The sequence below is a fragment of the Roseovarius sp. A46 genome, assembly GCF_004126395.1.
Classification (GTDB): domain Bacteria; phylum Pseudomonadota; class Alphaproteobacteria; order Rhodobacterales; family Rhodobacteraceae; genus Roseovarius; species Roseovarius nitratireducens.
Genome location: NZ_PVWS01000007.1, coordinates 96,927 through 123,250, shown reverse-complemented (window position 1 = coordinate 123,250; position 26,324 = coordinate 96,927). Strand labels below are relative to the sequence as shown.

Sequence of the window (26,324 nt, the reverse complement as noted above, 5' to 3'; positions counted from 1 at the left end):
CCTCGGGTCGAGCCCGAGGATGACGGGGGGTGTGTTGGGGGGTGAGAGGTCCTCGGGTCGGGGCCGAGGATGACGGCGGGAGGATGACGGGCGGGGCGGCCCGTCTGGACGACCCGCCCTGCCCCACTATATGGTGAGTCAATGACGCCCGCGTCTGACCTCTCTCGCTTCGTCAAGGCGCAGGAGGGCAGCTGGCCCACCGCGCTTGCCGAGCTACGAGCGGGGTGGAAGGTGACGCATTGGATGTGGTTCATCTTTCCGCAACTCGCCGCGCTCGGCCGGTCGATCACGGCAAAGTATTACGGGCTCGCGGGGCTGGAGGAGGCGCGGGACTATCTCGCGCATCCAGTGCTTGGGCCGCGCCTGCACGAGGCCACGCGCGCCATGCTGTCACATGAGGATAAAAGCGCGGAGGCGATCCTCGGGGGGACGGATGCGCTCAAGCTGCGATCGTCGGCCACGCTATTCGACGAGGCGGGCGGCGGGCCGGAATTTCGCGCGATCCTCGACGTGTTTTACGACGGGGCCCCCTGCCCGCTGACGCTGGCCGAATTGGATCGCTAGAGCGCCCCGCGCTCAGGCGCGCTCGGCGTATTCCATCGTCTCTGTGTTGACGACGATGTCCTCGTCCTGACCGACGAAGGGCGGCACCATCACCTTTACCCCGTTGTCGAGCACGGCGGGCTTGAAGCTGTTGGCGGCGGTCTGACCCTTGACCACCGGCTCTGTCTCGACCACGCGGCAGGTGACCTTTTGCGGCAGCGACGCGTTGAGCGCCTCGCTCTCGTGGAACTCTACCGTGATGGTCATGCCGTCCTGCAGGAAGGGGCGGCGCTCGCCGAGGATTTCGGCGGGAAGCTGGATCTGCTCATAGGTCTCGGTATCCATGAAGATCAGGTTCTCGCCCTCCTGGTAGAGGAACTGCTGATCCTTCTGTTCGAGGCGCACGCGCTCGACCTTGTCGGCGCTGCGGAAGCGCTCGTTGAGCTTGGACCCGTTGCGCAGATTTCGCATCTCGACCTGCGCGAAGGCACCGCCCTTGCCGGGCTTGACGTGGTCCACCTTGACCGCGGCCCAGAGGCCGCCGTTATGCTCCAGCACGTTGCCGGGGCGAATCTCGTTTCCGTTGATCTTGGGCATGGTCCGAACCGTGTCAAAAGGTTGATATCGTGTCTCGCGGTCCTATATCTCGCGTGATGCACGGGGGCAAGACACCCATAGTTCGATTCGAGGCAGCGCAAGCCATGCGTATTTTGCATAGATGCTATGCATCTACGCTCTATCCGAATCGATCAAAACGCGTCATAACCGCCGTCACGCCCGAAACGCAAGAGCAATAAGAACAGGACGAAGCATGAAGGATTTCGTTGATGGCACGGCTTTCAACGCCGAACAGGGAAACCGTGCGCGTAAACTCTTTGCGGCCGTGGTTCTGGCCGCGCTCGACGATGCCATCGCCGATGACAAGAAATACGGCAATGGCCCCGAGCAGATCGCCCGCTGGGCGCGATCGCGCGATGGGCGCGAGGTGCTGTCCTGTGCCGGGATCGACCCCAACGAGCGCGTCGTTTCCGGGCTGATGGAATTCGTCGGCAAGGGGGTGCGCACCTCGGTCGCACTGTCGCGCGAGGAAAGCGAGCGTCGCCACGCCGCAGCGCAGGCCGAAGCCGCCTGAGCGTCACGGCGCAAGATCGCCGATCCGGCCCCGTCGCACGCGGCGGGGCCTTTGCTTTGCCGCAGGCGGGGATGGCCACATGACGCGCGCGATCATGATCCAGGGCGCCGGCTCGAATGTCGGCAAGTCGCTCTTGGTGGCGGGGCTGGCGCGGGCCTGCCTGCGGCGCGGGATCAGCGTCGCGCCGTTCAAGCCGCAGAACATGTCCAACAACGCCGCCGTGACCGGGGATGGCGGCGAGATCGGGCGCGCGCAGGCACTGCAGGCCCGCGCGGCGGGACGCACCCCCCTGACGCACATGAACCCCGTGCTGCTCAAGCCCGAGGGCGCGCATGGCGCGCAGGTCATCGTGCAGGGCCACCCGGTGGGCAGCCTCGGCGCGTGGGGCTACACGCGGGAAAAGCCGCGCCTGATGGGTGCGGTGCTCGACAGCTTTTCCCGGCTTGGCCGTAGCGCCGATCTGATCCTCGTGGAGGGCGCGGGCAGTCCCGCCGAGATCAACCTGCGCGCCGGTGACATCGCCAACATGGGCTTTGCCCGCGCCGCCGGGGTGCCGGTGATCCTCGTTGGCGATATCGACCGCGGCGGGGTGATCGCGCAGATCGTCGGCACACAGGCGGTGCTCGATCCCGACGATGCGGCGATGATCCGGGGCTTCGCGGTCAACAAGTTCCGAGGCGACATCTCGCTTTTCGCGGACGGCGAACGCGCCATCGCCGCGCGCACCGGCTGGCCCTCGCTGGGCGTGGTGCCGTGGTTCGAGCACGCCTGGCGCTTGCCGCCCGAGGACGTGCAAGACCTTGCGTCGTCGCGGGGCGGGGCCTGCCGCATCGCCGTGCCGCAGCTAGGCCGGATCGCCAATTTCGACGATCTGACGCCGCTTGCAGGCGAGCCGGGCGTCACGCTGGATATCATCCCGCCGGGCCGTCCCCTGCCCGCCGATGCCGACCTGATCCTTGTCGCGGGCAGCAAATCCACCATCGCCGACCTGGAGGATTTCCGCGCCAATGGCTGGGATATCGACCTTGCCGCCCATGTCCGGCGCAGGGGCCGGGTGCTGGGCGTTTGCGGCGGCTACCAGATGCTGGGCCGCCGCGTCGCCGACCCCGACGGGATCGAGGGCCCGCCCGGCGCGGTCGAAGGGCTGGGCCATCTCGATGTCGAGACGGTGCTACAACCGCACAAGCGGCTGGGCCTCACAGAGGCGCGGCACGAGCCCTCGGGCACGCCGGTGCGGGGCTACGAGATTCATCTGGGCGAAACCGTCGGCCCCGATTGCGAACGCGGCTGGCTGTGCGTGGGCGACCGGCGCGAAGGCGCGCAATCGCCCGATGGCCGGGTTCAGGGCACCTACCTGCACGGACTTTTCGCCGAGGACGCGTTTCGCGCCGCGTACCTGGCCGATCTCGGCGCGGTGTCGGATTTGCTATATGAGGATGCAGTCGACACCACGCTCGACGCGCTTGCCCGGCACCTGGAGACACATCTCGACGTGGATCGGCTTCTGTCGCTCGCGGCAGAGCCGGTGATCGCGCCGGAGGATCAGTCGAAATCCTGAGAGTTTAGGGCGCGGTGGATCTCGCGGCGCACCAGCTTTCGCACGTTGCGGGTGATCCGCTCACCCAGCGTGCCCATGAGTTCCTCGCGCACGATCTCTGCCACGAGGTCGCGCAGCGCCTCCTCGTCGAGCAGGGCCTCGTCGTCGATGGCAAAGGCGTTGTCTTCCGTCTCGCGCGCCTCGGCATCCCAGTCGCGGGCAAACGCGCGGCCCTCCTCGCGCGGTTCTGTCTCTTCGGGATGATCCGAACCGGCGAGGATCTTGTCGTACCCATCGTCCTCGTCGGTATCATCGACATCGCGCCATTCAAGCGACGGGGCCGCAGCATGATCAGCAAAGGCATCCTCATCGTCGCCATCGGGCTCCCACGCGCTCGGCGTGGTTGATTCGTGCCGGGCGAACATCGCGGCTATCCCCTCAAGCGCGGCGTCCTCGTCGTCGCTGGGGGTGTCGGTCCCGTCTTCGGGTTTGCCGCTATCGGTTTCGCCCGCGCCGGGTGCAGCCTCGGCCTGCGCATCCCCGCCCTGGTCAGACAGTGTCAGCGACAACGCGGCAATATCGTCCTCGGCTGCGGTATCGGTATCGGTCTCGGTATCGGTATCGACCCCTGACAGAACATCGGCAACGTCATCTTCCGGGCCGCGTTCCTCGGACTCGGGCGCGGCCACGGACTCGGCCTCAAGCGACGGCCCGGGTTCAGGCGGATGAGCCTCGGTCAGCCCTGCCAATGCAGAGGTCGCGCGATCCGACCGTTCACCGCTCTCCGATGGCTCTGAGTCATCAATGCGCTGCGACGGCGTCAGCACGAGCCGCTCTTCCCCGCGCGCCTCCTTCGACGCCTTGCCATCCTTCTCCGGCCCGTTCGACACGAGTCGGCGAATCGACGACAGGACATCCTCGATATCCACATTTGCGACCGGGTCCGACATGCCTGTTACCATTCTTGCCTCGCGAGCAGTTTACCCGCGCAGGTGTATTCGCACAACCTATTCGGAAATTTTTCAGTTCTTTATCTTGCGCGTGCTGCGCAATACCGGATGAGGTCACGCACAAGATCGAGAGGGCGCAGTGTCGTGGTCTGCGTTATTTCCCAAGGAGCGAGAGAGACCGGCATCCCCACATGATGCGCCGCCACGACAAGACAGGTCTCATCACCGGGCAGTCCTGTTCTGCACCGAGTCTATCCGGCAATGGGAGCGATGGCTCACCCCTGGCTTCGCGCCCGTTTCCGCTTATAGCGTGAATGCCGCGTGACGTTCGAACCCGGGCAGCACCGGCGCGCCGGCGTTGAACGCGTAGCGCCAGTTCATCCGGCCGTCGATCTTGTAGCCGATGCGGATCACGCCCAGCGCATCCTCGGAAAACAGGCACGCGATGCGCCCGCCCTCCTTGAGCTGCCCGGTGATTGCCTCGGGCAGATGCTCGATCGCGCCCTCGACGAGGATCACGTCGTAGGGACCATGATCCGGTGCCCCGGCGGACAATGCGCCCTCGACCATCACCACGTTGTCGGCGCCGGCATCGCCCAGCGCGCGCTGCGCCTCTTCGACCAGCGCGGGATCGTCCTCGACCCCGACGACGGCCTCGGCCAGCCGCGCGATGACCGCCGCCGAATAGCCATGCGCCGGGCCGATATCGAGTACCAGGTCGTCCCCCTCGATATCGAGAGCGTCGAGCATCTTGGCCAGCGTCCGCGGCGCCAGCACGACCCGCGAGGCCCCGAGGTCGAGATTCTCGCCCAGGTAGGCCACCTCGCGCATCCGTGCCGGAACGAAGGCCTCGCGCGGGACGCGCAGCATGGCGTCGATAATCGGGAACTTGGTCACGTCCGAGGGGCGGACCTGCGTATCCACCATCATGGTGCGGCGCGCGGTGAAATCGGTCATCGGCGGAACTCTCGTCTTGATGAATCCATGGAGGGGTTCTGACACATCTGCCGCATGGCGGCAATCTCCCTGCGCCCCCTACCGGCAAAACACCTCGGTCCCTCTTGCACCGAAGAAGTGGATGGGATAACCGAAACGCCACCACATCGGGGCGAGTTGGCGGAGTGGTTACGCAGCGGATTGCAAATCCGTGTACACCGGTTCGATTCCGGTACTCGCCTCCATTTAGAATCAGTGGCTTGGCGGATGCATCGCGTGGACCTCCGGGCTCATGTAGGCACTATCCAAGCAAATCATTCAGCTTGCGCGCAATTGCCCCCGGCCGCACTTCGGTCGGCAAACCGGTTGGGGCTACCTTGATGCAAGATAAATCGGCGTACGCGCCTCGCGAAGATGTAGCTGGCACGATTATCCTTCAACAGCCCAGCGGTGAACGCCACCGAACGGCTGATCCGGTCAAGCCTGGCTACCGGCAGGGCGGCGCCCTCGCGGCGGGGTAACTCCATCGCCGCAAGAAGTTGAGGGCGGTCCGCCTTCGCCCTGTTTTCGATGTCAGTGAACGTGCCCAGAACCTCGAACGGCGCTTGCCTGCAACTTCCGGGGAGGATCCGATTGTCGCGTTCCCGGGCGTCAAGACCCGGCCCGCTGTCGCCCTGACGATTGCGTGCCCGCCCCGTGACGCGGGGCGGGCGTTTCCTGGATCAGCCGGTCAGAGCGTGACTTCCTTCGACTTGAAGGTGATCCCCGCCGTTTCGTGGGTGGCATTCGATATCTTGCGGATATCGCCCCAACAGTGCTTGTAGTTTGGCAGCACCAGTTCGTTCACGCCCGGATTGATCACGTTACCCTGGCTGCCCGCGGGCGAGCCGAAGACCATCGCGACCTGCCCGCGCCTGGCGGTGGCCGTGGGATAGGCCATGCCCTGCGTCACGCCGTTGTCGTTGATGATCTCGATCAGGTCACCGGGGTTCAGCCCTTCCTCGACCATGTCTTCGGGGTTCATCTCGATGAACGGATAGGGGAAGCGGTCCTGGATGAACTGGTTCTTCTGGTCGAGGAACTGGTTCTGCCAGAATATGTTGGCCCGGACGTTGTTGATCCAGTACTTGTGCGCGGCCTTTTCGCGGGCCTTGCCCGGCGCCTGCCAGCCGCGCCACCCGGCGGCGCAGAACAGCGCCTTGCCGTCGTCGCGCCCGTGCCGGTCGAACGTGCCATCGGCATAAAGCCGCTCGGTGCCGACAAGCGTGCCGTTCTCGTAGCCGCTGACCGGCTCCTGCACGCCGTTGTTGCCCGCCGCGCGCAGCCGCTCATAGGTCACTTCGGGATTGCCCGCATTGTACCCGTCCATGAAGGCGTCTTCCTCGGTCTGCCAGTCATAGCCCTGGAACTGGTCGGCATAGGCTCCTTCGCCCATCTCGCGCAGGACGCGCTCCATGTGCTGCGCGATCCCGGCGGCGATAAGGCAGTCGGGGCGCGAATTGCCGTAGGGGTCCATGTAGCGCTCGCTGAGACGCAACCGCCGCTCGCCGTTCATCGAGGTGAGGTTCATCTCGTTCGATTCGCAGGCGGGCAGGATGACATGCGCGTTCTGACCGATCTGGCTGTGGATGATGTCCACATCCACCACGAAGAGGCCACCCGCACTGATCGCCGAGACGATCGCGTCGACCACCTGCTCGCGCGTGCCGCCCGCAGCACCGTCGATCGCGTCCTTGACCATGTCCGCGCGGCGCTTGTGCACGCGCTTGAACTCGGCGGCGTTGAGCGTGGTCTTGTGGTGGTCGCAGGCCCAGATATGGTGCACCCCGCCCAGACCCCGGATCAGGAACTGGTCGACATATTCCGCGGGACGGCCCACATGGCCATCGGCGGGGCGATAGTAGCCCTCCTGGTGCCCGCCCAGACGGCACACGCCGCCGCCTTCGCGGCCCACATTGCCGGTGGCCAGCGCGATGTTCACCAGCGCGCCGATGGTGCGATAGTTGTCGTTGCCCCAGATGATGCCTTTCTCGTAGGCCGTCGCGCATTTGCGGCGGCTGCCATCGTCATGCGGCTTGGCGATCCATTCGGCGGCCTTTTGGATGTCGGCCGCGGCCACACCGCAGATCTCCGCCGCCTCATCCAGCGACGTCCGGCAGTCCTGCATCGCATGATCGAGACTGCCCAGGCTCGCGGGATGGGCACTGTCCTGCGCCACCGCCTCGCTGCCCTGAAAGGTCGAGGCGGCGATGAAGTCGTCATCCGTCCAACCCTGATCGACGATATGGGTCAGGATGGCGTTGAACAGCACCATGTCGCTGCCCTCGTTGATCGCGAGGTGCAGCACGTTCTCCTTGCCTGCCCATTGCTCGGAGGAATGCACGGTGACGGTGCGGCGCGGGTCGACCATGATGAACTTGGCGCCGTTCTGAAGGCCGGGCACCATGTGGTTGAGATAGAGATTGGTCTGCGTCTCCATCGAATTGGCCCCGATCATGAAGATCGTGTCGGTGATCTCGTAATCGGAATAGCTGTTGTTGAGCTCGCCCACCCCCATGTCGCGGGTTGAATGCACCTCGGAATTATAGGCCGGGCGGTTGTGGATACGGCAGTTCTTGACCTTCATGCTCTCGAAATAGAGCTTGCCGGTGGCCCAGGTATTCTCATATCCGCCGGCGCTGCCGCCATGGTCGAACATCGACACGACGAGATCGTCCTCCGAGCCTTCGGTCACCACCCGCGCCGTGACCCGCGCGACGAGGTCGAGCGCGTCGTCCCACGATGTCGGCTGCCATGTCCCGTTGCGCCACACGAGCGGATCGCTCAGGCGTTGAAGCTGCGTGCCAGAGACATCGGAGGGCCGGTTCTCGGCCATGCGCGCGCCACGGATCGAGCCGAGCCCGGAATTGACGACGCAATTCGCATCCGGCTTGACGACGAGTTGCACGTCCTTCCCGTCCTGTTTGACGATGTTGTACATCGAGGGCGCATACCACGCCTCTGTGTCCTGGAATTGCTGTTCGGACAGATCGACGCCGAACTTGTTCTGGTTCGGCGCGGTGCCGCCCTGCTTGTTCATCGGCCAGGTGTAGGCCTTGTAGCCGCATCCGACGATGCAGTAATGGCAGGTGACGTTATGTTCCTTGGCGTCCGCGGGAATGATCGGCAGACGGTCCACTTGTCTCTTGTAAGCCATTGAATTTCCTCTCTCAGAGCGTGTTCGACAGGCGACCGTAGATCAGCTCGTCCACGCCCTCGGCATAAATGTCGCCGGCGCCGTCGACGCGCAGCACGAATTGCGGCAGGTTGTTGGTGGCATGGCCCCAGACCTGCTGTCCGCCCGCCTCGGCATCGAAGCGCGAATGGTGGCCGGGGCAATTGAAGGTGCGGTCCTCGCCGTTGTAGCTCAGATACCAGCCCTTGTGCGGGCACAGGACCGAGAAGGCGACGATATCGCCATCGGGGCCCACGCCACCATCGACCGCCTGCCCCAGCTTGAGCAGGACACCGGGGCTGTCGGCATCCGGGTAGGCCACGTCCATCGGCTCGTTCACGGCCAGGTCGGCCACGTTGGCCAGCCGGTTTGCGGGATAGTCCACCCGCGCGAGCGCCGTTTGCGCCTTGGCGTCGCTCGTTCCCATGACAACGCTCGCCGCAGCGCCCGCCGTGGCCCCAAGGCCCCCGCGCAGGAACTGACGACGGCCCGCATCGACCAGTCGATTACATTTCATTGGCTTGGCTCCTCCCTTGCTATGGCAACAAGGATAGGGCCTCCACGCGCAAGCCACGACAGTCTTGGCGCTCATTCTGCGGCGCGGCTAAGCGTTGAATATCATGAAGAATTTTAGATGTTCGGAAATCCGAACAGGCCGCGCGGCGCGGGCGCGTCACGATAGCCCGTAGCGCTGCATCTTCTCCCACAGCGTCGTCCGGGCGATGCCCAACATCCGCGCCGCCGCGCCCACCTGTCCGCCGCTGCGCTCCAGCGCGGCGATGATCTGCGCGCGCTCGGCGGCCTCGCGCACCTCGGCGAGGCTCTTGATGCCATCCTCCCCCGCCTGACGCTCGGGAAACAGGTCGGCGGGCTGTAACAGCGTGCCGCGCGCAAGCGACAACCCGCGCACCAGCCGCGCCCGCACCTCGCGCCCGCCGCCGGGCCAGTCGTGGTCGCGCGCCGCCTCCAGGCACAGCGCGCCGATCCCGGTGACATCGGGGGCCTTGGCGGGCGCGAGCCGCTGAAACAGTTGTTCCAGCAACCATATCGCGTCCTCGGGGCGGGTGCCGAGGGGTGGTATCGGTATCTCCATCCGTGCCATGCGGTAATGCAGTTCGGTATCGAACGCGCCCTGCTGCACCAGCGCCTCCAGATCGGTGCCGCAGGCGGTGACGAGGCGCCCATCGATCCCCTGCTCGATCTGCTCGCCCAACCGGCGCTGAAGCGGCAGCGGCAGGCGGCTGATCGCGTTGACGAACAGCGTGCCCTCACCCAGCCTCCGGAACGCACCATCCTGACCGAAAAGCGCGGCCTCGGGATCGCCCTCGCGCGCCAGGTTCACCGAGATGAAGGGCGCGGCCCGGCGCTCTGACAACTCGTGGATACGGCGCGCGACAAGGTCCTTGCCCAGCCCGGGCCCGCCCCGGATCAGGACCGACCCGGTGTTCTCAGCCGCGCGCACGATCAACGCCTCCACCCGCTGCGCGGCCCCGGAAACCCCTAGAATCGGGGGAAATTCCTGCGTCTCTCCGGGCGCCAGAAGCTGTGCGAGGCGGTCCAGGAACACCGACATGTCGAACGGCTTGGTGATGTAATCCGCCGCTCCCGACTTGATCAGGCGCACCGCCTGCTCGATGCCGCCCTGCCCGGTGATGAACAGGAACGGCGGCGGCGTGGTGGTGCGGCAGAGCGTGGTAAACAGGTCTTCGCCGGTACCGTCCGGCAGGGCGATATCGCAGATCACCGCGTCGATGCCGCGCTGAGGCGTGCGGATCGCGCCCAGCGCGCGGTGCATCTGCTTCAGCCACAGCACCTGCGCGCCCTCCAGCTCCAGCCGCTGCAAGAGCGATCCGCCCATGATCTCGTCATCCTCGACCAGAACAATCCGGCGGCCATCAAGCATCGGTCGCACCTTCCCGAGCCGGCAGGATTACCCGTACCGTCGTCTGCCCGTCTGCGCGCGCAAGTTCGATCCTGCCGCCCAGATCCTTTACGAGATCGCGCACCAGCCGCAGGCCGACGCCACCGCCCGGTGCCAGCGCCGCATCGCTCAGCAGCCGTGCCCGCGCCGCCTCGGACATGGGCGGGCCGCTGTTGGAAATGTCGATTTCCAGACCGGCATCGTCCAGCCGGGCGTGAAGCGTGACACCGCCCTCGGGTCCGGTCGCCGCCGAGGCATTGAGCAGCAGGTTGAGCATGATCTGTCGAACGGGCGCGGCGGGCAAGGCTGCACAGCCCGTCATATCCTCTGGCGCGGACCAGTCGATGCGCTGTTCCATCCGCTTCAGCTCGGGCAGGATCAGCAACCGGACATCCTCGAAATCATCGGGGGAAAGCGGGGTTCCCTCCTGCTCCAGGCGGTTCTGGTCCAGCGTGACACGCGCCACGTCCCGCAGGTGCCGCAGGCCCCGTTCCAGCAACTCGGCGGATGCCGTCACGACCTCGGGCCTGTTGGAAAATTTCCGGATGGTGTCCGTCGCGTTCAACAGCCCGCCCAGCGGGTTGTTGATCTCGTGCGCCAGCGACGACGACAGCCGCCCAAGGGCCACGAAGCGTTCACGTTCGGCAAGCCGACGTTCGAATTGTGATTTCGCGGCGACGTCATGCACCATGCTGTTATAGGTCCACGCCAGTCGGGCAAGCTCGCCATTGCCGCGCGGCACGTCCGCTTCGGCAATGGGCTGCGGCTCGCCCTCTGCCCCGGCCATCTGCTGCGCCAGGGTCGAGACGGGCCGCAGCATCTGCCGCATCGCGAGATATCCCAGCCCCGCGAGAAAGGCGGTCGCAAGCGCGTTGCCCGCCAGCAGGAACCAGAGGGCGCGCCGGCGCTCGCTCTGCAGATCGGACACATCCAGTTCCGTGACGATGCGACCCACCGACCGGCCCTGGTAATCGAGCGGCGCAATCAGGCGGACCGTGCTTTCGGACGCGCCCACCGACAGTTGATCGAGCGGCACCGCGCCTTGGGCAACCCGCTCGATCGCGCTATCTACCGGAACGCGCCGCGGGTCGGTCGCGGCCAGAACCCGGCCCGCCTCATCGGCCACCGCCGTCAGGACCATGCGCCGACCCTCGCTCTCGCGCCCGGCGCGATCAAGCGTGTCATAAACTTCCCAGATGTCACGGCGCAGGACCAGCGGCCCCAGCGCCACCGACAGCCCCTCGACATGCATCGCCGCCAGTTCGCGTAGCCGGGCGTCCTGCACGCGGCCCAGCGCCGACAGCACCTGTTGCGACGCGACAACCCCCACCAGCACCATCAGCGCCGCCCCAAGCAGGGGTAGCCTGAGCGACAGCGGCAGAGTACGCAGAACCCCGGCCATTCAGGTTTCCAGCAGGCGCATTCGGCTGGCTATGCCGTCGAACAAGCCCTTGGGGGCGGTCTGAAACCCGTCCAGTTGCAGGGCCGCCAACGCCGCGCGTCCAGCGTCTGATCGCGACAGTCCCAAGAGCGCCTCCCGCAGCGCACGCACCGGTTCCGCGTTCTCGGTGTCCTTGCGCGCGCAGACAGGCGGAAAGCCCAACCATTCCGACTTGCCGATGACGCGGGTTCGCCGTGTCAGGTCCGGCTCCACCGCGGCCAGCGCCTCCCAGACATAGCCGTCCACGCTGCCCGACTGCACCAGCCCGTCGGCCACCGCGCGCACCACGTTGCGGTGCCCATAGGTAAAGATCGCCCGCGAAAACCACTGCTCGGGCCGGGTGCCCATGGCGATCAGATCGCTTGCCGTGACCAGGTAGCCGGAATTGCTGTCGGGATCGGAGAAGGCATGCGTCGCCCCGCGCAGATCAGAGAGGCTATCGGCCTCGACCCCCTGGCCGGCGATCAGGTAGGATTGATAGAGCGCCCTGCCCCGCCAGACCGGCACCGCCACCAGCGCGAGCGCCTCCCGGTGCTGCAAGTATGGATACCCACACAGCCACGCCGCGTCGAGCGAACGCTCCAGCAACAGGCCCGTCACTTCCTCGTAGGTGCGTTTCTGCACAAGCTCTATCTCGCGCCCCATGGCCGCCGACAGCACGTGGCGCAGCCGGTCGATGATCACCGCGTCATTGTCTAGGAAAACGGGCGTGAGACCCAACCGGAAACGTGTCTGTGCCAGGCTGCGCATCGGAATCGCCGCACATGCGAGGCCGCCCATCATGATCGCCGCGCGCCGGGTTATCGCTGTCATGCCGTTCTCTTCATGCTCCAAAATCGTCGCGCCGCCCCGTGCCTTGCGCCCGGCACGATACGACGCTTGTCGCATCCCTCTGATACCAGACTGAATACGTCTAGGCAGAAAAACTTGACCCCGCGCCTCCCGAGCCGACAAGTCACGCGCTGACACGGGGGCACATGCGCGTGCCCGCGTCCGAACATTCGGGCCTCAGACTACCCCGTATTCAGACTGCCCCGTATCAGGTCTGTTTCCCGACTCCGAGCCGCGATCATACGAAACTGCTGTGTCGTACATGCGGTCCCCGTGGGGCAGGCGCCATCCGCCGCGCCTGCCCCGGGCCGATCCTCGCCGATCACACCCGCTCACGTTCGCCCCACCGCCGCTGGCTTGCGCGCGCGGCCAGCCCCACCTTGGTGGCACGGACCCGGCAAAAGGAGACCCGCCATGACCCGCCGCAAGACCGATCCGCGCCACCCCCGTCCGCCGTGGCACCGGCGGCCCGTGCCTTACCGCTTCGACGATTGGGCCGCGATCTGAGCGCAAAGGCCACAGTGCCGCGATTTTCACCGCGGTCACCGCGTTTTGACTTAAACCCGTGGCACACAAGGCCATATATAGGATGTCGAAAGGATCCGTGGAGGAAGTGACATGATCGACCGCCGTTCTCTCGTCGCCTCAGGCCTCGCCGCGCTGGCCGCTCCTGCCCTTGTGCCGGGCCGCACCCGCGCATTCGAACTCGACCCGATATTCACACCGCAGCAGGTGACGTTCAGCGACGCCTACGCGCCAGGGCATCTGGTCGTGCTGCCGCGCGCGCATTTTCTGTACTTCGTCACCGCACCCGGCGAGGCACGCCGCTACGGCGTGGGCGTCGGGCGGGCGGGGCTCGAATTCACCGGCACCGCCACCATCGACGTGAAAAAGAAATGGCCCACATGGCGGCCCACCGACGAGATGATCGAGCGTGAGCCGCAAACCTACGCGCGCTTTCGTGGCAACGACTACGTGCAGCCCGGCGGGCCCGAAAATCCGCTTGGCTCGCGCGCGCTCTACCTGTTTCAGAACGGGCGCGACACCTATTACCGCATCCACGGCACCAACCAGCCCTCGTCCATCGGGCGCTCGGTATCCAATGGCTGCATTCGCATGATCAACGCCCATGTGCAGGATCTCTACCAGCGCGTCCCAACAGGCACCGTGGTGACGGTGCTGTGATATTGCCCGGACCGCACGATACCCCTTGCGTTTCCCGCCGCCGGGGCCCATATTGCATCTGCTAACGTTACGGCTATCGACCACCTGTCCTTCTATCGGCTCAGTCACTCGATCTTGCACGACGACGAGCCAAGCTGTCGCACTTCCGCGGGCAGCACACAATTAGGAGTTCAGGGCACATGGCTACTGGCACAGTAAAATGGTTCAACACCACCAAGGGTTTCGGCTTTATCGCACCTGACGGCGGCGGCAAGGACGTTTTCGTCCACATTTCCGCAGTCGAGCGCGCGGGCCTCACCGGCCTCGCAGACAACCAGAAGGTGACCTTCGAAATCGAATCGGGCCGCGACGGGCGTCAGTCCGCCAGCGACATCGCCCTCGCCTGAACGGCGCTTCCGCCCTTGGCGAGACGGTTGAACCGGGCCCCCTTGTGGGGCCCGTTCTCATTTCACGGCCTCGATCAGCGCCGCCACGTGCGGCCCCAGCCCATCGACGATGCGCGCCACGCCCTCTGCGTTGGGATGGATGCCGTCACCCTGAAAGAAACGTTGCAGCGCCGCAGGGTCGCCCTCGCCCAGCCCGGCAAAGAAATCGGGGGCGAGCAGCGTGCCGTGCTTTTCCGCGAGATCGGGGTAGATCGCGTCGAAACCGGCCTTGTAGTCAGCGCCGTAATTGCCCGGCGCGCGCATCCCCACCAGCAGCACCTCCACGTCGCGTTCCGCCGCCTCGGCCAGAATGGTATCGAGATTGGCGCGGCTCACCGCCGGGTCGATCCCGCGCAACAGGTCGTTGCCGCCCAGCGCCACGATCATCGCGTCCACCTCTGGCGTCAGGCTCCAGCCTGCGCGCGCGGCACCGCCCGCCGTGGTGTCGCCCGACACACCGCCATTGATCACCTCCGCGTCGATGTCACGTTCCGCCAGCCACCGCCGCAATTGCGGCACCAGACCGTCCTGCTGCGGCAGGCCATAGCCTTGGGTGAGGCTATCACCCAGCGCCAGCACGGTGACGGGCGCGTCCGCCGCCGCCTCCTCGCCCGCCTGCGCGGGCACGGCCATCCACAGAAAGAGCACGAGCGCCTTGCCCAGGTGCCGGGCCACCCCATATGACAGAAAACACTGGCGAAACAGGCGCAACTCCATGAGCTCTCCCCTTCTTTCCCTGGCCGATGTCGAGCTCTCGCTCGAAGGCAATGCCGGCCCTGTCGAGATACTTCACGGGATCACGCTCGATGTCCACAGCGGCGAGACGATCGGGCTCGTCGGCCCGTCGGGATCGGGCAAGTCCTCGCTGCTCATGCTGATGGGCGGATTGGAGCGCGCGACGGGAGGCACCGTGCGTGCCTTCGGCCACGACCTCGGTGCTATGAACGAGGACGCGCTGGCGCGGCTGAGGCGCGCGCATGTGGGCGTGGTGTTCCAGTCATTCCACCTCATCCCCACGATGACCGCGCTGGAAAACGTGGCAACCCCGCTCGAGCTTGCCGGGCGCCGCGACGCGCGGGCGCGCGCGATGGAAGAGCTTGCCGCCGTTGGGCTCGAGGCGCGGGCGGGCCACTATCCCTCGCAGCTCTCGGGCGGCGAGCAGCAGCGCGTGGCGCTCGCCCGCGCTGCCGCGCCGCGCCCCGCGCTCATCCTCGCCGATGAGCCCACCGGCAACCTCGACAGCACCACCGGTACGGCGATCATCGACCTGCTCTTCGGGTTGCGCGACCGCGACGGGGCGACGCTGGTTCTGGTCACCCACGACCCGGCGCTGGCGGCACGCTGCGACCGGGTGATTTCGCTGGGTGACGGGCGCATTGCCCCGGCAGCCGCAGCATGAGCCTGAGGGTTGCGGCCCGGCTGGCGGGGCGGGAGTTGCGCGGGGGGTTGCGGGGTTTTCGCATCTTTCTCGGCTGCGTAATCCTCGGGGTGGCCGCCATCGCCGCCGTCGGCACCCTGCGCGAGAGCGTGCAGGCCGGGCTCGCCACGCAGGGCGCAGAGCTTTTGGGCGGCGATGCCGAGATCGAGCTAACCTACAGGTTCGCCTCGCGAACCGAGAGGTTGTGGATGGAGGACGCCGCTGCCCGCGTCTCGGAAATCGCCGATTTCCGGTCGATGGCGGTGGCCGGCGAGGCACGCGAACTCACGCAGGTCAAGGCGGTCGACGCGGCCTATCCGCTGGTGGGTCGCGTGGCCCTCGACCCCGATATGCCGCTGGACAAGGCGCTCGCGGGCACGCACGACCTGCCCGGCGCGGTGATGGAGCCGGTGCTGGCCACCCGGCTGGGCATCGGGGTCGGTGACAGTTTTCGGCTTGGAGAACAACGGTTTACATTAACGGCTGAAATCGTGCGCGAGCCCGACCCGTCGCGCGCCGGCTTTGGCCTCGGGCCGCGAACCATCGTGGCGCGGACGGCGCTCGATGGCTCGGGGCTTCTGGCGCCCGGCTCGCTCTTCACCTCTCGCTACCGGCTCGACCTGGCCGATGACGCCGATCTCGACGCCCTCGCCGCCCGCGCCGAGGCCGAGCTTTCCGCCAGCGGCGCGCGCTGGACCGACGCCCGCAACGCCAGCCCGCAGGTGGCCGAATTCGTCACGCGGCTGGGCGCGTTCCTCGTGCTGGTGGGGCTGTCGGGCCTCGCGGTGGGCGGCGTCGGCATCTCGGCGGCGCTGCGGGCCTACCTCGCGGGCAAGGTGCAGGTGATCGCCACGCTGCGCACGTTGGGCGCCGACCAAAGAACTGTTTTTCTGATATATTTCCTTCAGGTCGCGGTGCTGGCACTGCTCGGGATCGCGGGCGGGCTCATCCTCGGCGTAGGGCTGCCGGTGGCGCTGGGCCCGGTGATCGCGGCGCAATTGCCGGTGCCGGCGGTCTTTGCCCCCTACCCCGCGCCGATGATCGAGGCCACGCTCTATTCGGTGCTGAGCGTGCTCATCTTTACGCTGTGGCCGCTGGCACGGGCACGCGAGGTGCGCGCCGCTGCGCTCTACCGCGACGCGGGGATCGGCGGGGCGCGCTGGCCGGGCTGGCCGTGGGTGCTGATCACCGCCGTGCTCTTCGCGCTCCTGGTGATCGCGGCGGCATTGTTTTCCGGCAATGCCCCGCTAACACTCTGGACCGCCGGCGGCATCCTCGGGGCGCTGGCGCTGTTGTGGCTGGCGGCAGCGGCAACCACCCGTGCGGCGCGCGCCCTGCGCCCGCGCCTGCGGGGGCGGCCCGCGCTGGGCTGGGCGCTGGGGGCGATCGGCGGGCCGGGCAATACGGCGGGGCCGGTGATGCTGGCGCTGGGGCTAGGGCTGTCAGTGCTGGCCGCCGTGGGGCAGATCGATGGCAACCTGCGCCGCGCCATCGCCTCCGACCTGCCCGAGCGCGCGCCGTCCTTCTTCTTCGTCGATCTGCAAAAGGACCAGATGGAGTGGTTCCTCGACCGGCTGGAGGGCGACCCGGGCGTCGCCCGCGTCGATCACGCGCCGATGCTGCGCGGAATCATATCCCGCATCAACGACCGCCCCGCGCGCGAGGTTGCCCCCGGCCACTGGGTGGTCGAGGGCGACCGCGCGGTGAGCTATGCCGATAGCTTGCCCGCGCGCACCACGCTCACTGCCGGGGACTGGTGGGGCGAGGGCTATACCGGGCCGCCGCAGCTCAGCTTTGCCGCCGAGGAGGCGGCGGAAATGGGGATCGGCATCGGAGACGATATCACCGTCAACATCCTCGGGCGCGACATCACGGCGCCGATCACCTCGCTGCGCGAAGTGGATTTCTCCAGCGTTGGCATGGGCTTCGTCATGCTGATGAACCCTTCGGCGCTGGCGGGCGCGCCGCACAGCTTCATCGCCACGGTCTATGCCGATAGCGAGGCGACCGAGGAGGCGATCCTGCGCGACGTGACCGACCGCCACCCCAACGTCACCGCGATCAACGTGCGCGACGCGCTGATGCGGGTGACGGACCTGCTGGCCAGCCTCGCGTCGGCCACCTCGTGGGGGGCGTCGGTGACGCTTCTGACCGGGTTCCTGGTGCTGATCGGCGCGGCGGCGGCGGATGCGCGCGCGCGCAGCGTCGAGGCGGCGATCCTCAAGGTTCTGGGTGCCACGCGCGCGCGTATATTGGCGGGGCTGGCCCTGAGGTCGCTGATCCTCGGGGCCGCCGCGGGCATCGTGGCGCTGGGCGCAGGCATCGGCGGTGGCTGGGCGGTGAGCCGGTTCGTGATGGAAACGCCATTCACCGTGATCTGGCCCTCCGCGCTTGCCATCGTCGCGGGCGGCACGGCGATCATGCTGCTGGCCGGGCTGGTCTTTGCCCTCGGCCCGCTGCGCGCCCGCCCCGCAAGGGTGCTGCGCGCCCGCGAATGACACCGCCCCGCTTCATCTTGCCCCAAATATTCGATCCGCACCCGACGACCAAAGCGCCGCGTTGAATTCGTCACGTCCGGCTGGCAATCAACCCCGGCACTCACAGGGAGAGACCATGACCGATTCGTTGCCCATCGCCCTCTCCGCGCCCCTCAGCCCCGCGCAGCAGACCGCGCTGGTCAACCTCGTGCGGCGCGCCGCGCGCACCGAGATCCTGCCGCGCTTTCGCTCGATCACGCGCGCGGAGGCCACGGCCAAGACCGGCCCCCGCGATCTGGTGACCGAAGCCGACCGCGCGACCGAGGCGATGATCGCGCGGGGGCTGCAAAGGCTGTTTCCCCATGCGCTGATCGTCGGCGAGGAGGCCGTCGCCGACCGGCCAGAGCTGCGCGACGAGGTCAGCGAGGCGGAGTTCGCGATCATCATCGACCCGGTGGACGGGACGTGGAATTTCGTTCACGGCCTGCCGCTCTTTGGCGTGATCATAGCTGTCACGCGGTTTGGGCGCCCGGTGCTGGGGCTGCTCTACGATCCCGTGGGCGACGACTGGATCCTCGCCGACGAGACCACCTCCGCAAGGCTCGTCGCGGCCAGCGGGGTCGAGCACGCGGCCACCACGGCGGCGGGCGGTGCGCTGGGCGATCTGCATGGGTATGTGCATGTGTCGCTGATGGGGCAGGCACGGCAGGAGGCGTTCTATCCCCGCCTCGCCGCGCTGGGGCAAGCCACGGCGCTGCGCTGTTCGTGCCACGAATACCGGCTGCTGGCGCAGGGTGCGGTCGATTTCGTCCTGTCGGACCGGCTCAACCCGTGGGATCACGCGGCGGGCGTGCTGATCTGTCAGCGCGCGGGCGGGGTGGCGCGGATGCTCGACGGGCGAGACTATAACACCTCGCTCGGCGAGGGCCTGCTGCTCTGCGCGGGCAGCGAGGCGACATGGACCGCCCTGCGCGATCATTTCGCCGATCTCGCCTGACGTGGAGCCCCACTTGCCTTGAAATTGACACCAGCGGTGTCAATACTGCGCACGATTGGCTGTCAGGATTCAAGGCCCTCGATGACATCACGGCACAACGACGGTCCGGACGCGGCGGGGACGGGCGGCGGCACGACAGTAACGCTGTCCGATGTGGACCGTGCCGAGACCATCGAGAGGCTCTATGACGTGGCGCTCGATCCCGAGCGGTTCGAGGCTCTTCTCGATCATTGGGAGAGCACCGTCGCCCCCTTGCGCGCGCATGTCGATCTCAGCGCGCCGCGCCTGCTCGACGATCCGCAGATTGCCGCGCATTTCAGGCGGGCCACCGCGTTTCTCGACCGCGCCGCGATCGGCGAGGCGGGCACCGGGAGGGACGGGCTCGACGCCATGCTCGCCCCGTTCGAGCGGGTGGCCGCCCTGGTGCTCGACCGTGGTGGCGTGGTGCGCGCCGCCAACCCGGCGGCGCGGCGGTTGATGGGCATCGCCGAGCGGGCAACGATCAGCGATCTGCCGCTGCATGACGACGACCGCCCTGCCCTTGTCGCCGCGCTCTCCATGCTGTTCGCCGACTTAGGCAAGGACACGGCGATGCTGCGTCTGCGCGGTGACGGGCCCGGGCACCTGATGGTGCTGCGGCTGCAACGCTGCAACGCGTCGGACGGCACCGATCTGGTGCTCGCCGCGTCCAACGGGCTACACCTGCCCGAAGGGTTTTGCGATATCCTGCGGCAGGCCTTCGATCTCACGCGGGCGGAGGGCGACATCCTGTGCCACCTCGTCGATTGCCGTTCGATCGCCGAGATCGCGGCGGAACGCGGGCGCTCTCCCGACACGATCCGCGCGCAGATCAAGTCGATCCTCGCCAAGACCGAGACCCATTCGCAGCTGGAACTGGTGCGGCTGGCCCTGTCGATGATCGACATGACGACGGCCACGGTGACATCACCCCCCGCGCGGCAGGGCGTGACCTGCGCGCATCCTGACCACGAGGCATCCGCCGACAGGACGCTTGTCGCGCCGGACGGGCGGCGGGTTGCGTGGACGGTGCTGGGGGACATGGCGGGGCGACCGCTGCTGTACCTGCCGCTGGATTTCGGGCTGGTGCGCTGGCCCGCGAGCGCCGAGGCCGAGGCGCGGGCACGGGGATTACGGGTGATCGTGCCGCTGAGGCCGGGCTACGGGTCATCGGACATGGTGGCGCACGGGGCGGATTACGACGCCGCCCTGCTCGAAGATACCGAGAGGGTGCTGCGTGCCGAGGGCGTGCGGCGCTGTCCCGTGCTGAGCCTCGGAGGCGATGTCTACTACGCCGCGCGGCTGGCCCGGCGCGACCCGGCGCGGATCACCGGCATCCTCGCCTGCGCCGGGATGCTGCCGCTCACCCGACGGGCGCAGTTCGAGCGGATGGACAAGTGGCACCGCTTTATCCTCGCCGGGGCGAAGTATACGCCGCACCTTCTGCCATTCATGGTCAAGGCCGGCTTCCTTCTCGCGCGCCGGATCGGCAAGGGCGGGTTCGCCCGCGCGATCTATGGCGAGTCCGGGGCCGACATCGCCACCTTCGAGGACCCGGAGGTGTACGAGGCAATCGTGGGTGGCTCGGAGGTGGCGCTGTCGGCCACGCATTCGGCGCACGAGGCGTTTGCGCGCCAGCTTGTCGGCGGGCAGCTCGAGGATTGGAGCGGCGATCTGGTGGCGTTGAAGGGGGCGCTGCCGGTGATCCTGATGAACGGCGCGCAGGATCCCCAGGTGCCGCGCGCCACCTACGAGGAATTCCGCCGCGATCACCCGTGGATCGAGTATCACCTGTTCGAGGATGCCGGGCAGCTCGTGTTCTTCCGGCACTGGCGTGCCGCGCTCGACCGGCTGGCGCCGCTTGTCGCGGAGGCGGACGCGAAATAGCCCAATCAGGGTATGACAGACCCGTCTTTTCGCGCTAGCGTGATCTTGCGTGAGGGGACGGTGATCATAGTGAGTGATGGTGCAGCCTCTTCCGACGCGGCCGCGGCCCTTCCGGGGTCCGGTCAATAAAAACAAGGTAATTTCCATCACGGGAGGGGCGGCCAGAATGGCCGTCCCAATTCTTTTTGGCCCGCCCTATTCCGCCGCGTCGGCGTAGTCCTCGAGCGGCGGGCAGGTGCAGACGAGGTGACGGTCGCCATAGGCGTTGTCCACCCGGTTCACCGGCGGCCAGTACTTGTCCACCCGGAACGCGCCGGGCGGGAAGCAGCCCTGCTCGCGGCTATAGGGGCGGTCCCAGTCGCGCACGAGGTCTTCCATCGTGTGCGGGGCATTCTTGAGCGGGTTGTTCTCGCGGTCCATCCGCCCCTCTTCGATGGCGCGGATTTCCTCGCGGATGGCGAGCATCGCGTCGCAGAACCGGTCAAGCTCGGCCTTGGTCTCGCTCTCGGTGGGCTCGACCATCAGCGTGCCGGCCACCGGCCAGCTCATCGTCGGCGCGTGAAAGCCGCAATCCATCAAGCGCTTGGCAATGTCGTCCACGGTGACGCCCGCGCTGTCGGCGAAGGGGCGCACGTCGAGGATGCATTCATGCGCCACGCGGTTGTTGCGGCCCTTGTAGAGCACGTCGTAGGCCCCTTGCAGCCGCCTTGCGATGTAGTTGGCATTGAGGATCGCCACCCGTGTCGCCTGTGTCAGGCCCGCGCCGCCCATCATCAGGCAATAGGCCCACGAGATCGGCAGAAGCGAGGGCGAGCCATACGGCGCGGCGCTGACCGGCCCCTCGGTGCCGCCGGTTGCCGGATGGCCGGGCAGGTGCGGCACGAGGTGTTCCTTCACGCCGATCGGTCCCATGCCGGGCCCGCCGCCGCCATGCGGGATGCAGAAGGTCTTGTGCAGGTTGAGGTGGCTGACGTCGCCGCCCAGATCGCCGGGCCGCGAGAGGCCCACCATCGCGTTAAGGTTGGCCCCGTCGATATAGACCTGCCCGCCGTGGGAGTGGGTGATCTCGCAGACCTCGCGCACCGTTTCCTCGAACACGCCATGCGTCGAAGGATAGGTGATCATGCACCCGGCAAGGTTTTCCGAATGTTTCTCGGCCTTGGCGCGGAAATCGTCGAGATCGATATCGCCGTTCTCCGCCGATTTCACGACTACCACGTCCCAGCCGACCATATGCGCGCTCGCCGGGTTGGTGCCATGCGCGCTCGTCGGGATGAGACAGACGCGGCGGTGCCCCTGCCCTTGCGCGCGGTGCCATGCAGCGATGGTCAAGAGCCCCGCATACTCGCCCTGTGCACCGGAATTGGGCTGCATGGAAATGGCGGCATAGCCGGTGATCTCGCACAGCTTGGCGTTGAGATCGCCGATCATCTCGGCGTATCCCTCGGCCTGATCGGCGGGGGCGAAGGGGTGCAAGAGCGAGAACTCGCGCCAGCTTACCGGCATCATCTCGGCCGCCGAGTTGAGCTTCATCGTGCAGCTTCCCAGCGGGATCATCGCCCGGTCCAATGCCAGATCGCGGTCTGCCAACCGTCGCATGTAGCGCATCATCTCGGTCTCGGCGCGGTTCATGTGAAAGATCGGGTGGGCGAGATACGCGCTTTGCCGCGCAAGGGCCTCGGGCAGGCGGTACTCGGGCGAGAAATCGCGATCCTCCATCACGATACCGAAGGCGCGCCAGACCGCCTCGACCGTCGCCCGGCGCGTGCGTTCATCGAGCGTGATGCCGATCTTCGTGTCACCGACACGGCGCAGGTTCACCCCCTCGCGCACCGCCGATTGCAGCACGCCGCGCTGCAACAGGCCCACGTCCACGGTGATCGTGTCGAAGAACTCGCCGGGCTCGACGTGGAATCCGGCGGCCTCTAGCCCGCGGGCCAGCCGCACCGTCTTGCGGTGGATGCGCTGGGCGATGGCCTTGAGGCCCTTTGGCCCGTGAAACACCGCGTACATCGACGCCATCACCGCCAAGAGCGCCTGCGCGGTGCAGACGTTCGACGTGGCCTTTTCGCGGCGGATATGCTGCTCGCGGGTCTGCAGGCTGAGGCGGTAGGCGCGGTTGCCGTGGCTGTCGACACTCACCCCCACGATGCGCCCCGGCATGGCGCGTTTATAGGCGTCGCGGCAGGCCATGTAGGCGGCGTGCGGACCGCCATAGCCCACCGGCACGCCAAAGCGCTGCGTGGAGCCCACGGCGATATCGGCGCCCATCGCACCCGGCTCCTTGAGCAGGGTCAGCGCCAGCGGATCGGCGATCACGATGCCGATGGCCTTGTGTTCGTGCAGCGCCGCGATCTCATCCGAGAAATCGCGCAGGTGCCCATGCGTGCCGGGATACTGGAAGATCGCGCCAAAGACCTTGTCGGCCTCCATCTCGTCGGGGGCGCCGACGATCACCTCGATGCCCAGCGGCGCGGCGCGCGTGCGCATCACCGCGATGTTCTGCGGGTGGCAGCTTTCGTCCACGAAGAAGCTGGTTGCCTTCGATTTCGACACGCGCTGCGCCATGGTCATCGCCTCGGCTGCCGCCGTCGCCTCGTCGAGCAGCGAGGCATTGGCGATCTCGAGGCCCGTCAGGTCGCTCACCATGGTCTGGAAATTCAACAGCGCCTCGAGCCGCCCCTGGCTGATTTCCGGCTGGTAGGGGGTATAGGCGGTATACCAGGCGGGGTTTTCGAGGATGTTGCGCTGAATTGCCGGAGGCGTGACCGTACCGTGATAGCCCTGCCCGATGAGCGATGTTAGCACCTTGTTCTTGGAGGCGGTCCTGCGCATGTGGTGCAGCAATTCGCGCTCGGACTTTGGCTTGCCGAAATCGAGCGGAGCCTCCTGCCGGATGGATTTCGGCACCGTCTCGTCGATGAGCTGATCGAGGCTGTCGACCCCCAGCACCGCGAACATCTCGTCCATTTCCGAGGGCGAGGGGCCGATATGGCGGCGGTTGGCGAAATCGTAAGGCAGGTAGTCGGTCGGGGTGAAGGGCATCGCTTGGTCCTCGCTATACCGGGCGGCGGCGCGCGCGGCCCCGGTTTCTCCTTGGAAAAATACTCCCGCCGGAGGCGTCCCCGACGGGGAGCGGCTCAGCCGATGAACTTGTTATAGGCCCCCTCGTCCATGTACTCGTCCATCTGGCCGGGCTCCGACGGTTTCATCTTGAAGAACCACGCATCGCCCAGCGGGTCCTCGTTGACCTTGCCGGGTTCATCCACCAGCGCCTCGTTGACCTCGACGATTTCGCCGTCGATGGGGGCGCGGATGTCCGATGCGGCCTTGACGCTCTCGATCACCACGACCTCGTCGTCGCGGGTGACTGTCGTGCCCACTTCGGGCAGTTCGACGAACACCACGTCGCCCAGTTGTTCAGCGGCGTGGCCGGTGATTCCGACGGTGACGACATCGTCTTCGGCACGGAGCCATTCATGTTCCTCGGTGAATTTCATGGTGGGTCTCTCCCTGTTGCTCAGCGTTTGAAATTGGCCGGGGTGAAGGGCAGCGCGACGACCGTAGCCGCCATCCGCCTGCCGCGCACCTCACCGTAAACCGTGGTGCCCTTGGTGGCGCGATCACGCGGGACGTAGCCCATCGACACCGGCCCCTGGATCGTGGGCCCAAAGGCGCCGGAGGTGACGTGACCGACGGCCTCGCCGCCCTCGGGCGCGGCAAAAATCGGCGTGCCCTCGCGCATTGGCGCGCGCCCCTCGGGGCGCAGGCCGACGCGGGCGCGGGGTGCGCCGTCTGTCAGTTCCCGCAGGATGCGCGCGGCGCCGGGAAATCCGCCTGCCCGCGCGCCACCCGCGCGGCGCACCTTCTGAATGGCCCAGGCGAGGCGCGCCTCGACCGGGCTTGTCGTGGTGTCGATATCGTGACCGTAGAGGCACAGCCCCGCCTCCAGCCGCAGGCTGTCGCGCGCACCGAGGCCGATGGGCTCTACCTCCGCGTGCGCGAGCAGCGCGCGGGCAAGCGGTTCTGCCTGATCCGCGGGCACGGAAATCTCGAACCCGTCCTCGCCGGTATAGCCCGAGCGCGAAATCCACAGCTCGCCATGATCCGATGGCAGGACGGCCACATCCATGAACCGCATCTGCGCCACCCCCGGCAGCATTGCCGCCAGCACGCCCTCGGCGGCGGGCCCTTGCAGCGCCAGCAGCGCGCGGTCGGTGATTTCCTCGATCTCGACGCCGGAAAGATGCGCGCGCATATGCGCGATGTCATCCGCCTTGCAGGCGGCGTTGACCACGGCGAACATGTGATCGCCGCGATTGGCCAGCATCAGGTCATCGAGGATGCCGCCGTCGTCGTTGGTGAAAAAGCCATAGCGCTGGCGCATCGTGCCAAGGTCCAGCAGATCCACGGGCACCAGCCCCTCCATCGCGCGGGCCACCTCGGCATGCCCGCCCGGCGCGCGCAGGATCACCTGTCCCATGTGGCTCACGTCGAAGAGCCCGGCGCGGGCGCGACAATGCAGGTGTTCCTTCATGACACCGAGCGGGTACTGCACCGGCATCTCGTAGCCCGCGAAGGGCACCATCCGGGCGCCAAGTTCATGGTGCAGCGCGTTGAGCGGCGTGACGTTCAGATCAGACACCGGACCCTCCTCATGACGACGGGCCGGAGGCTTCGATACGTCCCGGCACCAGTGATGCACGCGCCCGGACCGGGTCGTGCCACGATGCCCCCTCTGTCCTTTCGCCTGAGATCGCTATCCCTTCGGCGCCCCGCGTGCGGGGTCTCTCCAGAGTTGTGTCGGTCGCGCAGGTCCTTGAGCCTGAGAGTTTCCGGGGCGGTTGCTCCTTCGGCACTGGCGTGGCCAGTTCTCCCTGCCGCGACGTGGTGGACGCTAGTATACCGCGCGAGCGCGATCAAGCCCGTTTGGCGCAAGGCGGCGCTGAAAAGATCGCGAGCAGGGTGTCGTTGTCGCAGACCAGCGCATCGAGCGTCACGTCGTCGAGCCGCCGGTAGAACGCCTCGACCGCGTCGGTCAGCGCCGCGCGCAGGCGGCACCCGGCCTTGAGCGGGCAGGTATTGTCGACATCGGCAAAGCATTCCGCGACCGGCACGTTCTCCTCGAGCTTGCGAAACACCTCGCCCACGGATATCTCGGCCATCGGGCGGCCCAGCGCCACCCCGCCGGTGCGCCCACGCTGCGTGTGCAGGAAGCCCAGTTGTCCCAGCCGGTTGACGATCTGCGCCAGGTGGCTCTCGGAGATGTTGCACCGTTCCGCGATCTCGGTCTTGGTCACCAGCCGGTCGGGATTGAATGCGCAGAACATCAGGAGCCTGATAGCGATATTGGTGCGTTTCGTGATCCGCATGAGCCTGCCTTCGGTTGCAATTGCCCGAGTTTCGCCAGACT

At 67.0% G+C, this 26,324-nt stretch carries 22 protein-coding genes, 1 tRNA gene and 1 riboswitch; of the genes, 10 read left to right on the top strand and 13 right to left on the bottom strand.

What is annotated here, in order from left to right; all coding sequences use genetic code 11:
• The first annotated feature begins 141 nt into the window (after positions 1-141).
• On the top strand, positions 142-564 hold the full coding sequence (locus C6W92_RS05960) for a DUF1810 domain-containing protein (RefSeq protein WP_129432104.1): 423 nt from the start codon (positions 142-144) through the stop codon (positions 562-564).
• A 12-nt stretch (positions 565-576) separates the two neighbouring features.
• Here C6W92_RS05960 and efp read toward each other — a convergent pair whose 3' ends face one another.
• Positions 577-1,140, bottom strand: coding sequence for an elongation factor P (gene efp / locus C6W92_RS05955; protein WP_104016973.1), 564 nt, complete (start codon positions 1,138-1,140; stop codon positions 577-579).
• Between the two features lie 214 nt (positions 1,141-1,354).
• On the opposite strand from efp, the gene C6W92_RS05950 reads away from it, so the two are divergent.
• Together C6W92_RS05950 and C6W92_RS05945 are read left to right on the top strand one after the other, a co-directional pair.
• Positions 1,355-1,675, top strand: a complete 321-nt coding sequence (locus tag C6W92_RS05950) for a DUF6280 family protein (protein WP_104016974.1) — start codon at positions 1,355-1,357, stop codon at positions 1,673-1,675.
• A gap of 79 nt (positions 1,676-1,754) precedes the next feature.
• Positions 1,755-3,233, top strand: a complete 1,479-nt coding sequence (locus C6W92_RS05945) for a cobyric acid synthase (protein ID WP_129432103.1) — start codon at positions 1,755-1,757, stop codon at positions 3,231-3,233.
• Here C6W92_RS05945 and C6W92_RS05940 read toward each other — a convergent pair.
• Entirely contained in the window at positions 3,218-4,162 is a 945-nt protein-coding gene (locus C6W92_RS05940; RefSeq protein ID WP_129432102.1) for a hypothetical protein, read from the bottom strand. The two genes, C6W92_RS05945 and C6W92_RS05940, sit on opposite strands and share 16 nt — an antisense overlap.
• A gap of 303 nt (positions 4,163-4,465) precedes the next feature.
• Positions 4,466-5,119 (bottom strand): protein-L-isoaspartate O-methyltransferase, encoded by a 654-nt coding sequence (locus C6W92_RS05935; RefSeq protein WP_129432101.1) that lies wholly within the window; start codon positions 5,117-5,119, stop codon positions 4,466-4,468.
• A 150-nt stretch (positions 5,120-5,269) separates the two neighbouring features.
• Here C6W92_RS05935 and C6W92_RS05930 point away from each other — a divergent pair.
• Positions 5,270-5,343, top strand: a tRNA-Cys gene (locus C6W92_RS05930).
• A 485-nt stretch (positions 5,344-5,828) separates the two neighbouring features.
• Here C6W92_RS05930 and C6W92_RS05920 read toward each other — a convergent pair.
• The 5 genes from C6W92_RS05920 to C6W92_RS05900 all read right to left on the bottom strand — a co-directional run bounded on the left by C6W92_RS05920 (position 5,829) and on the right by C6W92_RS05900 (position 12,487).
• The gene (locus C6W92_RS05920) at positions 5,829-8,294 is read right to left on the bottom strand and encodes an arsenate reductase (azurin) large subunit (RefSeq protein ID WP_129432100.1); all 2,466 of its coding nucleotides are present in this window, start codon (positions 8,292-8,294) and stop codon (positions 5,829-5,831) included.
• A 13-nt stretch (positions 8,295-8,307) separates the two neighbouring features.
• On the bottom strand, positions 8,308-8,829 hold the full coding sequence (locus tag C6W92_RS05915) for an arsenate reductase (azurin) small subunit (RefSeq protein WP_129432099.1): 522 nt from the start codon (positions 8,827-8,829) through the stop codon (positions 8,308-8,310).
• Between the two features lie 156 nt (positions 8,830-8,985).
• On the bottom strand, positions 8,986-10,215 hold the full coding sequence (locus C6W92_RS05910; RefSeq protein ID WP_129432098.1) for a sigma 54-interacting transcriptional regulator: 1,230 nt from the start codon (positions 10,213-10,215) through the stop codon (positions 8,986-8,988).
• Entirely contained in the window at positions 10,208-11,635 is a 1,428-nt protein-coding gene (locus C6W92_RS05905) for a HAMP domain-containing sensor histidine kinase (RefSeq protein WP_129432097.1), read from the bottom strand. The genes C6W92_RS05910 and C6W92_RS05905 overlap by 8 nt, the downstream gene beginning before the upstream one ends.
• Positions 11,636-12,487, bottom strand: coding sequence for a PhnD/SsuA/transferrin family substrate-binding protein (locus tag C6W92_RS05900; RefSeq protein WP_129432096.1), 852 nt, complete (start codon positions 12,485-12,487; stop codon positions 11,636-11,638).
• A 636-nt stretch (positions 12,488-13,123) separates the two neighbouring features.
• On the opposite strand from C6W92_RS05900, the gene C6W92_RS05895 reads away from it, so the two are divergent.
• Positions 13,124-13,690 (top strand): L,D-transpeptidase, encoded by a 567-nt coding sequence (locus C6W92_RS05895; RefSeq protein WP_206735504.1) that lies wholly within the window; start codon positions 13,124-13,126, stop codon positions 13,688-13,690.
• A gap of 179 nt (positions 13,691-13,869) precedes the next feature.
• Complete coding sequence (locus C6W92_RS05890) at positions 13,870-14,076, top strand: cold-shock protein (RefSeq protein ID WP_104016983.1); 207 nt, start codon at positions 13,870-13,872, stop codon at positions 14,074-14,076.
• A 57-nt stretch (positions 14,077-14,133) separates the two neighbouring features.
• Here C6W92_RS05890 and C6W92_RS05885 read toward each other — a convergent pair whose 3' ends face one another.
• Positions 14,134-14,832 carry an arylesterase gene (locus C6W92_RS05885; protein WP_129432095.1) on the bottom strand — a complete coding sequence of 233 codons (699 nt, stop codon included), beginning with the start codon at positions 14,830-14,832 and terminating at the stop codon, positions 14,134-14,136.
• Here C6W92_RS05885 and C6W92_RS05880 point away from each other — a divergent pair.
• From C6W92_RS05880 to C6W92_RS05865, 4 genes are all read left to right on the top strand, one after another.
• Complete coding sequence (locus C6W92_RS05880; RefSeq protein WP_129432094.1) at positions 14,831-15,514, top strand: ATP-binding cassette domain-containing protein; 684 nt, start codon at positions 14,831-14,833, stop codon at positions 15,512-15,514. The genes C6W92_RS05885 and C6W92_RS05880 overlap by 2 nt on opposite strands.
• Positions 15,511-18,030, top strand: a complete 2,520-nt coding sequence (locus C6W92_RS05875) for an FtsX-like permease family protein (RefSeq protein ID WP_129432093.1) — start codon at positions 15,511-15,513, stop codon at positions 18,028-18,030. Before C6W92_RS05880 ends, C6W92_RS05875 begins: the two co-directional genes overlap by 4 nt.
• 115 nt (positions 18,031-18,145) lie before the next feature.
• On the top strand, positions 18,146-19,006 hold the full coding sequence (locus tag C6W92_RS05870; protein ID WP_129432092.1) for an inositol monophosphatase: 861 nt from the start codon (positions 18,146-18,148) through the stop codon (positions 19,004-19,006).
• Positions 19,007-19,087: 81 nt separating this feature from the next.
• A complete protein-coding gene (locus C6W92_RS05865) occupies positions 19,088-20,911 on the top strand; it encodes a LuxR C-terminal-related transcriptional regulator (protein ID WP_129432091.1) in 1,824 nt (607 codons plus the stop codon).
• 195 nt (positions 20,912-21,106) lie between these two features.
• Here C6W92_RS05865 and gcvP read toward each other — a convergent pair whose 3' ends face one another.
• From gcvP to C6W92_RS05845, 4 genes are all read right to left on the bottom strand, one after another.
• A complete protein-coding gene (gene gcvP, locus C6W92_RS05860) occupies positions 21,107-23,956 on the bottom strand; it encodes an aminomethyl-transferring glycine dehydrogenase (protein ID WP_129432090.1) in 2,850 nt (949 codons plus the stop codon).
• Positions 23,957-24,051: 95 nt separating this feature from the next.
• A complete protein-coding gene (gcvH, locus tag C6W92_RS05855; protein ID WP_129432089.1) occupies positions 24,052-24,411 on the bottom strand; it encodes a glycine cleavage system protein GcvH in 360 nt (119 codons plus the stop codon).
• A 20-nt stretch (positions 24,412-24,431) separates the two neighbouring features.
• The gene (gene gcvT / locus C6W92_RS05850) at positions 24,432-25,556 is read right to left on the bottom strand and encodes a glycine cleavage system aminomethyltransferase GcvT (RefSeq protein ID WP_129432088.1); all 1,125 of its coding nucleotides are present in this window, start codon (positions 25,554-25,556) and stop codon (positions 24,432-24,434) included.
• An 83-nt stretch (positions 25,557-25,639) separates the two neighbouring features.
• A riboswitch (glycine riboswitch) is annotated at positions 25,640-25,717 on the bottom strand.
• A 113-nt stretch (positions 25,718-25,830) separates the two neighbouring features.
• Positions 25,831-26,283 (bottom strand): Rrf2 family transcriptional regulator, encoded by a 453-nt coding sequence (locus tag C6W92_RS05845; protein WP_104016992.1) that lies wholly within the window; start codon positions 26,281-26,283, stop codon positions 25,831-25,833.
• Positions 26,284-26,324 lie beyond the last annotated feature (41 nt).

Coding starts and splice junctions, on each gene's coding strand:
- C6W92_RS05885 (WP_129432095.1), bottom strand. CDS start 14,832: ATGGAGTTGCGCCTGTTTCGCCAGTGTTTTCTGTCATATGGGGTGGCC.
- C6W92_RS05960 (WP_129432104.1), top strand. CDS start 142: ATGACGCCCGCGTCTGACCTCTCTCGCTTCGTCAAGGCGCAGGAGGGC.
- C6W92_RS05940 (WP_129432102.1), bottom strand. CDS start 4,162: ATGTCGGACCCGGTCGCAAATGTGGATATCGAGGATGTCCTGTCGTCG.
- C6W92_RS05890 (WP_104016983.1), top strand. CDS start 13,870: ATGGCTACTGGCACAGTAAAATGGTTCAACACCACCAAGGGTTTCGGC.
- C6W92_RS05875 (WP_129432093.1), top strand. CDS start 15,511: ATGAGCCTGAGGGTTGCGGCCCGGCTGGCGGGGCGGGAGTTGCGCGGG.
- C6W92_RS05910 (WP_129432098.1), bottom strand. CDS start 10,215: ATGCTTGATGGCCGCCGGATTGTTCTGGTCGAGGATGACGAGATCATG.
- C6W92_RS05865 (WP_129432091.1), top strand. CDS start 19,088: ATGACATCACGGCACAACGACGGTCCGGACGCGGCGGGGACGGGCGGC.
- C6W92_RS05915 (WP_129432099.1), bottom strand. CDS start 8,829: ATGAAATGTAATCGACTGGTCGATGCGGGCCGTCGTCAGTTCCTGCGC.
- gcvP (WP_129432090.1), bottom strand. CDS start 23,956: ATGCCCTTCACCCCGACCGACTACCTGCCTTACGATTTCGCCAACCGC.
- C6W92_RS05845 (WP_104016992.1), bottom strand. CDS start 26,283: ATGCGGATCACGAAACGCACCAATATCGCTATCAGGCTCCTGATGTTC.
- efp (WP_104016973.1), bottom strand. CDS start 1,140: ATGCCCAAGATCAACGGAAACGAGATTCGCCCCGGCAACGTGCTGGAG.
- gcvH (WP_129432089.1), bottom strand. CDS start 24,411: ATGAAATTCACCGAGGAACATGAATGGCTCCGTGCCGAAGACGATGTC.
- C6W92_RS05905 (WP_129432097.1), bottom strand. CDS start 11,635: ATGGCCGGGGTTCTGCGTACTCTGCCGCTGTCGCTCAGGCTACCCCTG.
- C6W92_RS05895 (WP_206735504.1), top strand. CDS start 13,124: ATGATCGACCGCCGTTCTCTCGTCGCCTCAGGCCTCGCCGCGCTGGCC.
- C6W92_RS05920 (WP_129432100.1), bottom strand. CDS start 8,294: ATGGCTTACAAGAGACAAGTGGACCGTCTGCCGATCATTCCCGCGGAC.
- C6W92_RS05945 (WP_129432103.1), top strand. CDS start 1,755: ATGACGCGCGCGATCATGATCCAGGGCGCCGGCTCGAATGTCGGCAAG.
- C6W92_RS05880 (WP_129432094.1), top strand. CDS start 14,831: ATGAGCTCTCCCCTTCTTTCCCTGGCCGATGTCGAGCTCTCGCTCGAA.
- C6W92_RS05900 (WP_129432096.1), bottom strand. CDS start 12,487: ATGACAGCGATAACCCGGCGCGCGGCGATCATGATGGGCGGCCTCGCA.
- C6W92_RS05870 (WP_129432092.1), top strand. CDS start 18,146: ATGACCGATTCGTTGCCCATCGCCCTCTCCGCGCCCCTCAGCCCCGCG.
- C6W92_RS05950 (WP_104016974.1), top strand. CDS start 1,355: ATGAAGGATTTCGTTGATGGCACGGCTTTCAACGCCGAACAGGGAAAC.
- C6W92_RS05935 (WP_129432101.1), bottom strand. CDS start 5,119: ATGACCGATTTCACCGCGCGCCGCACCATGATGGTGGATACGCAGGTC.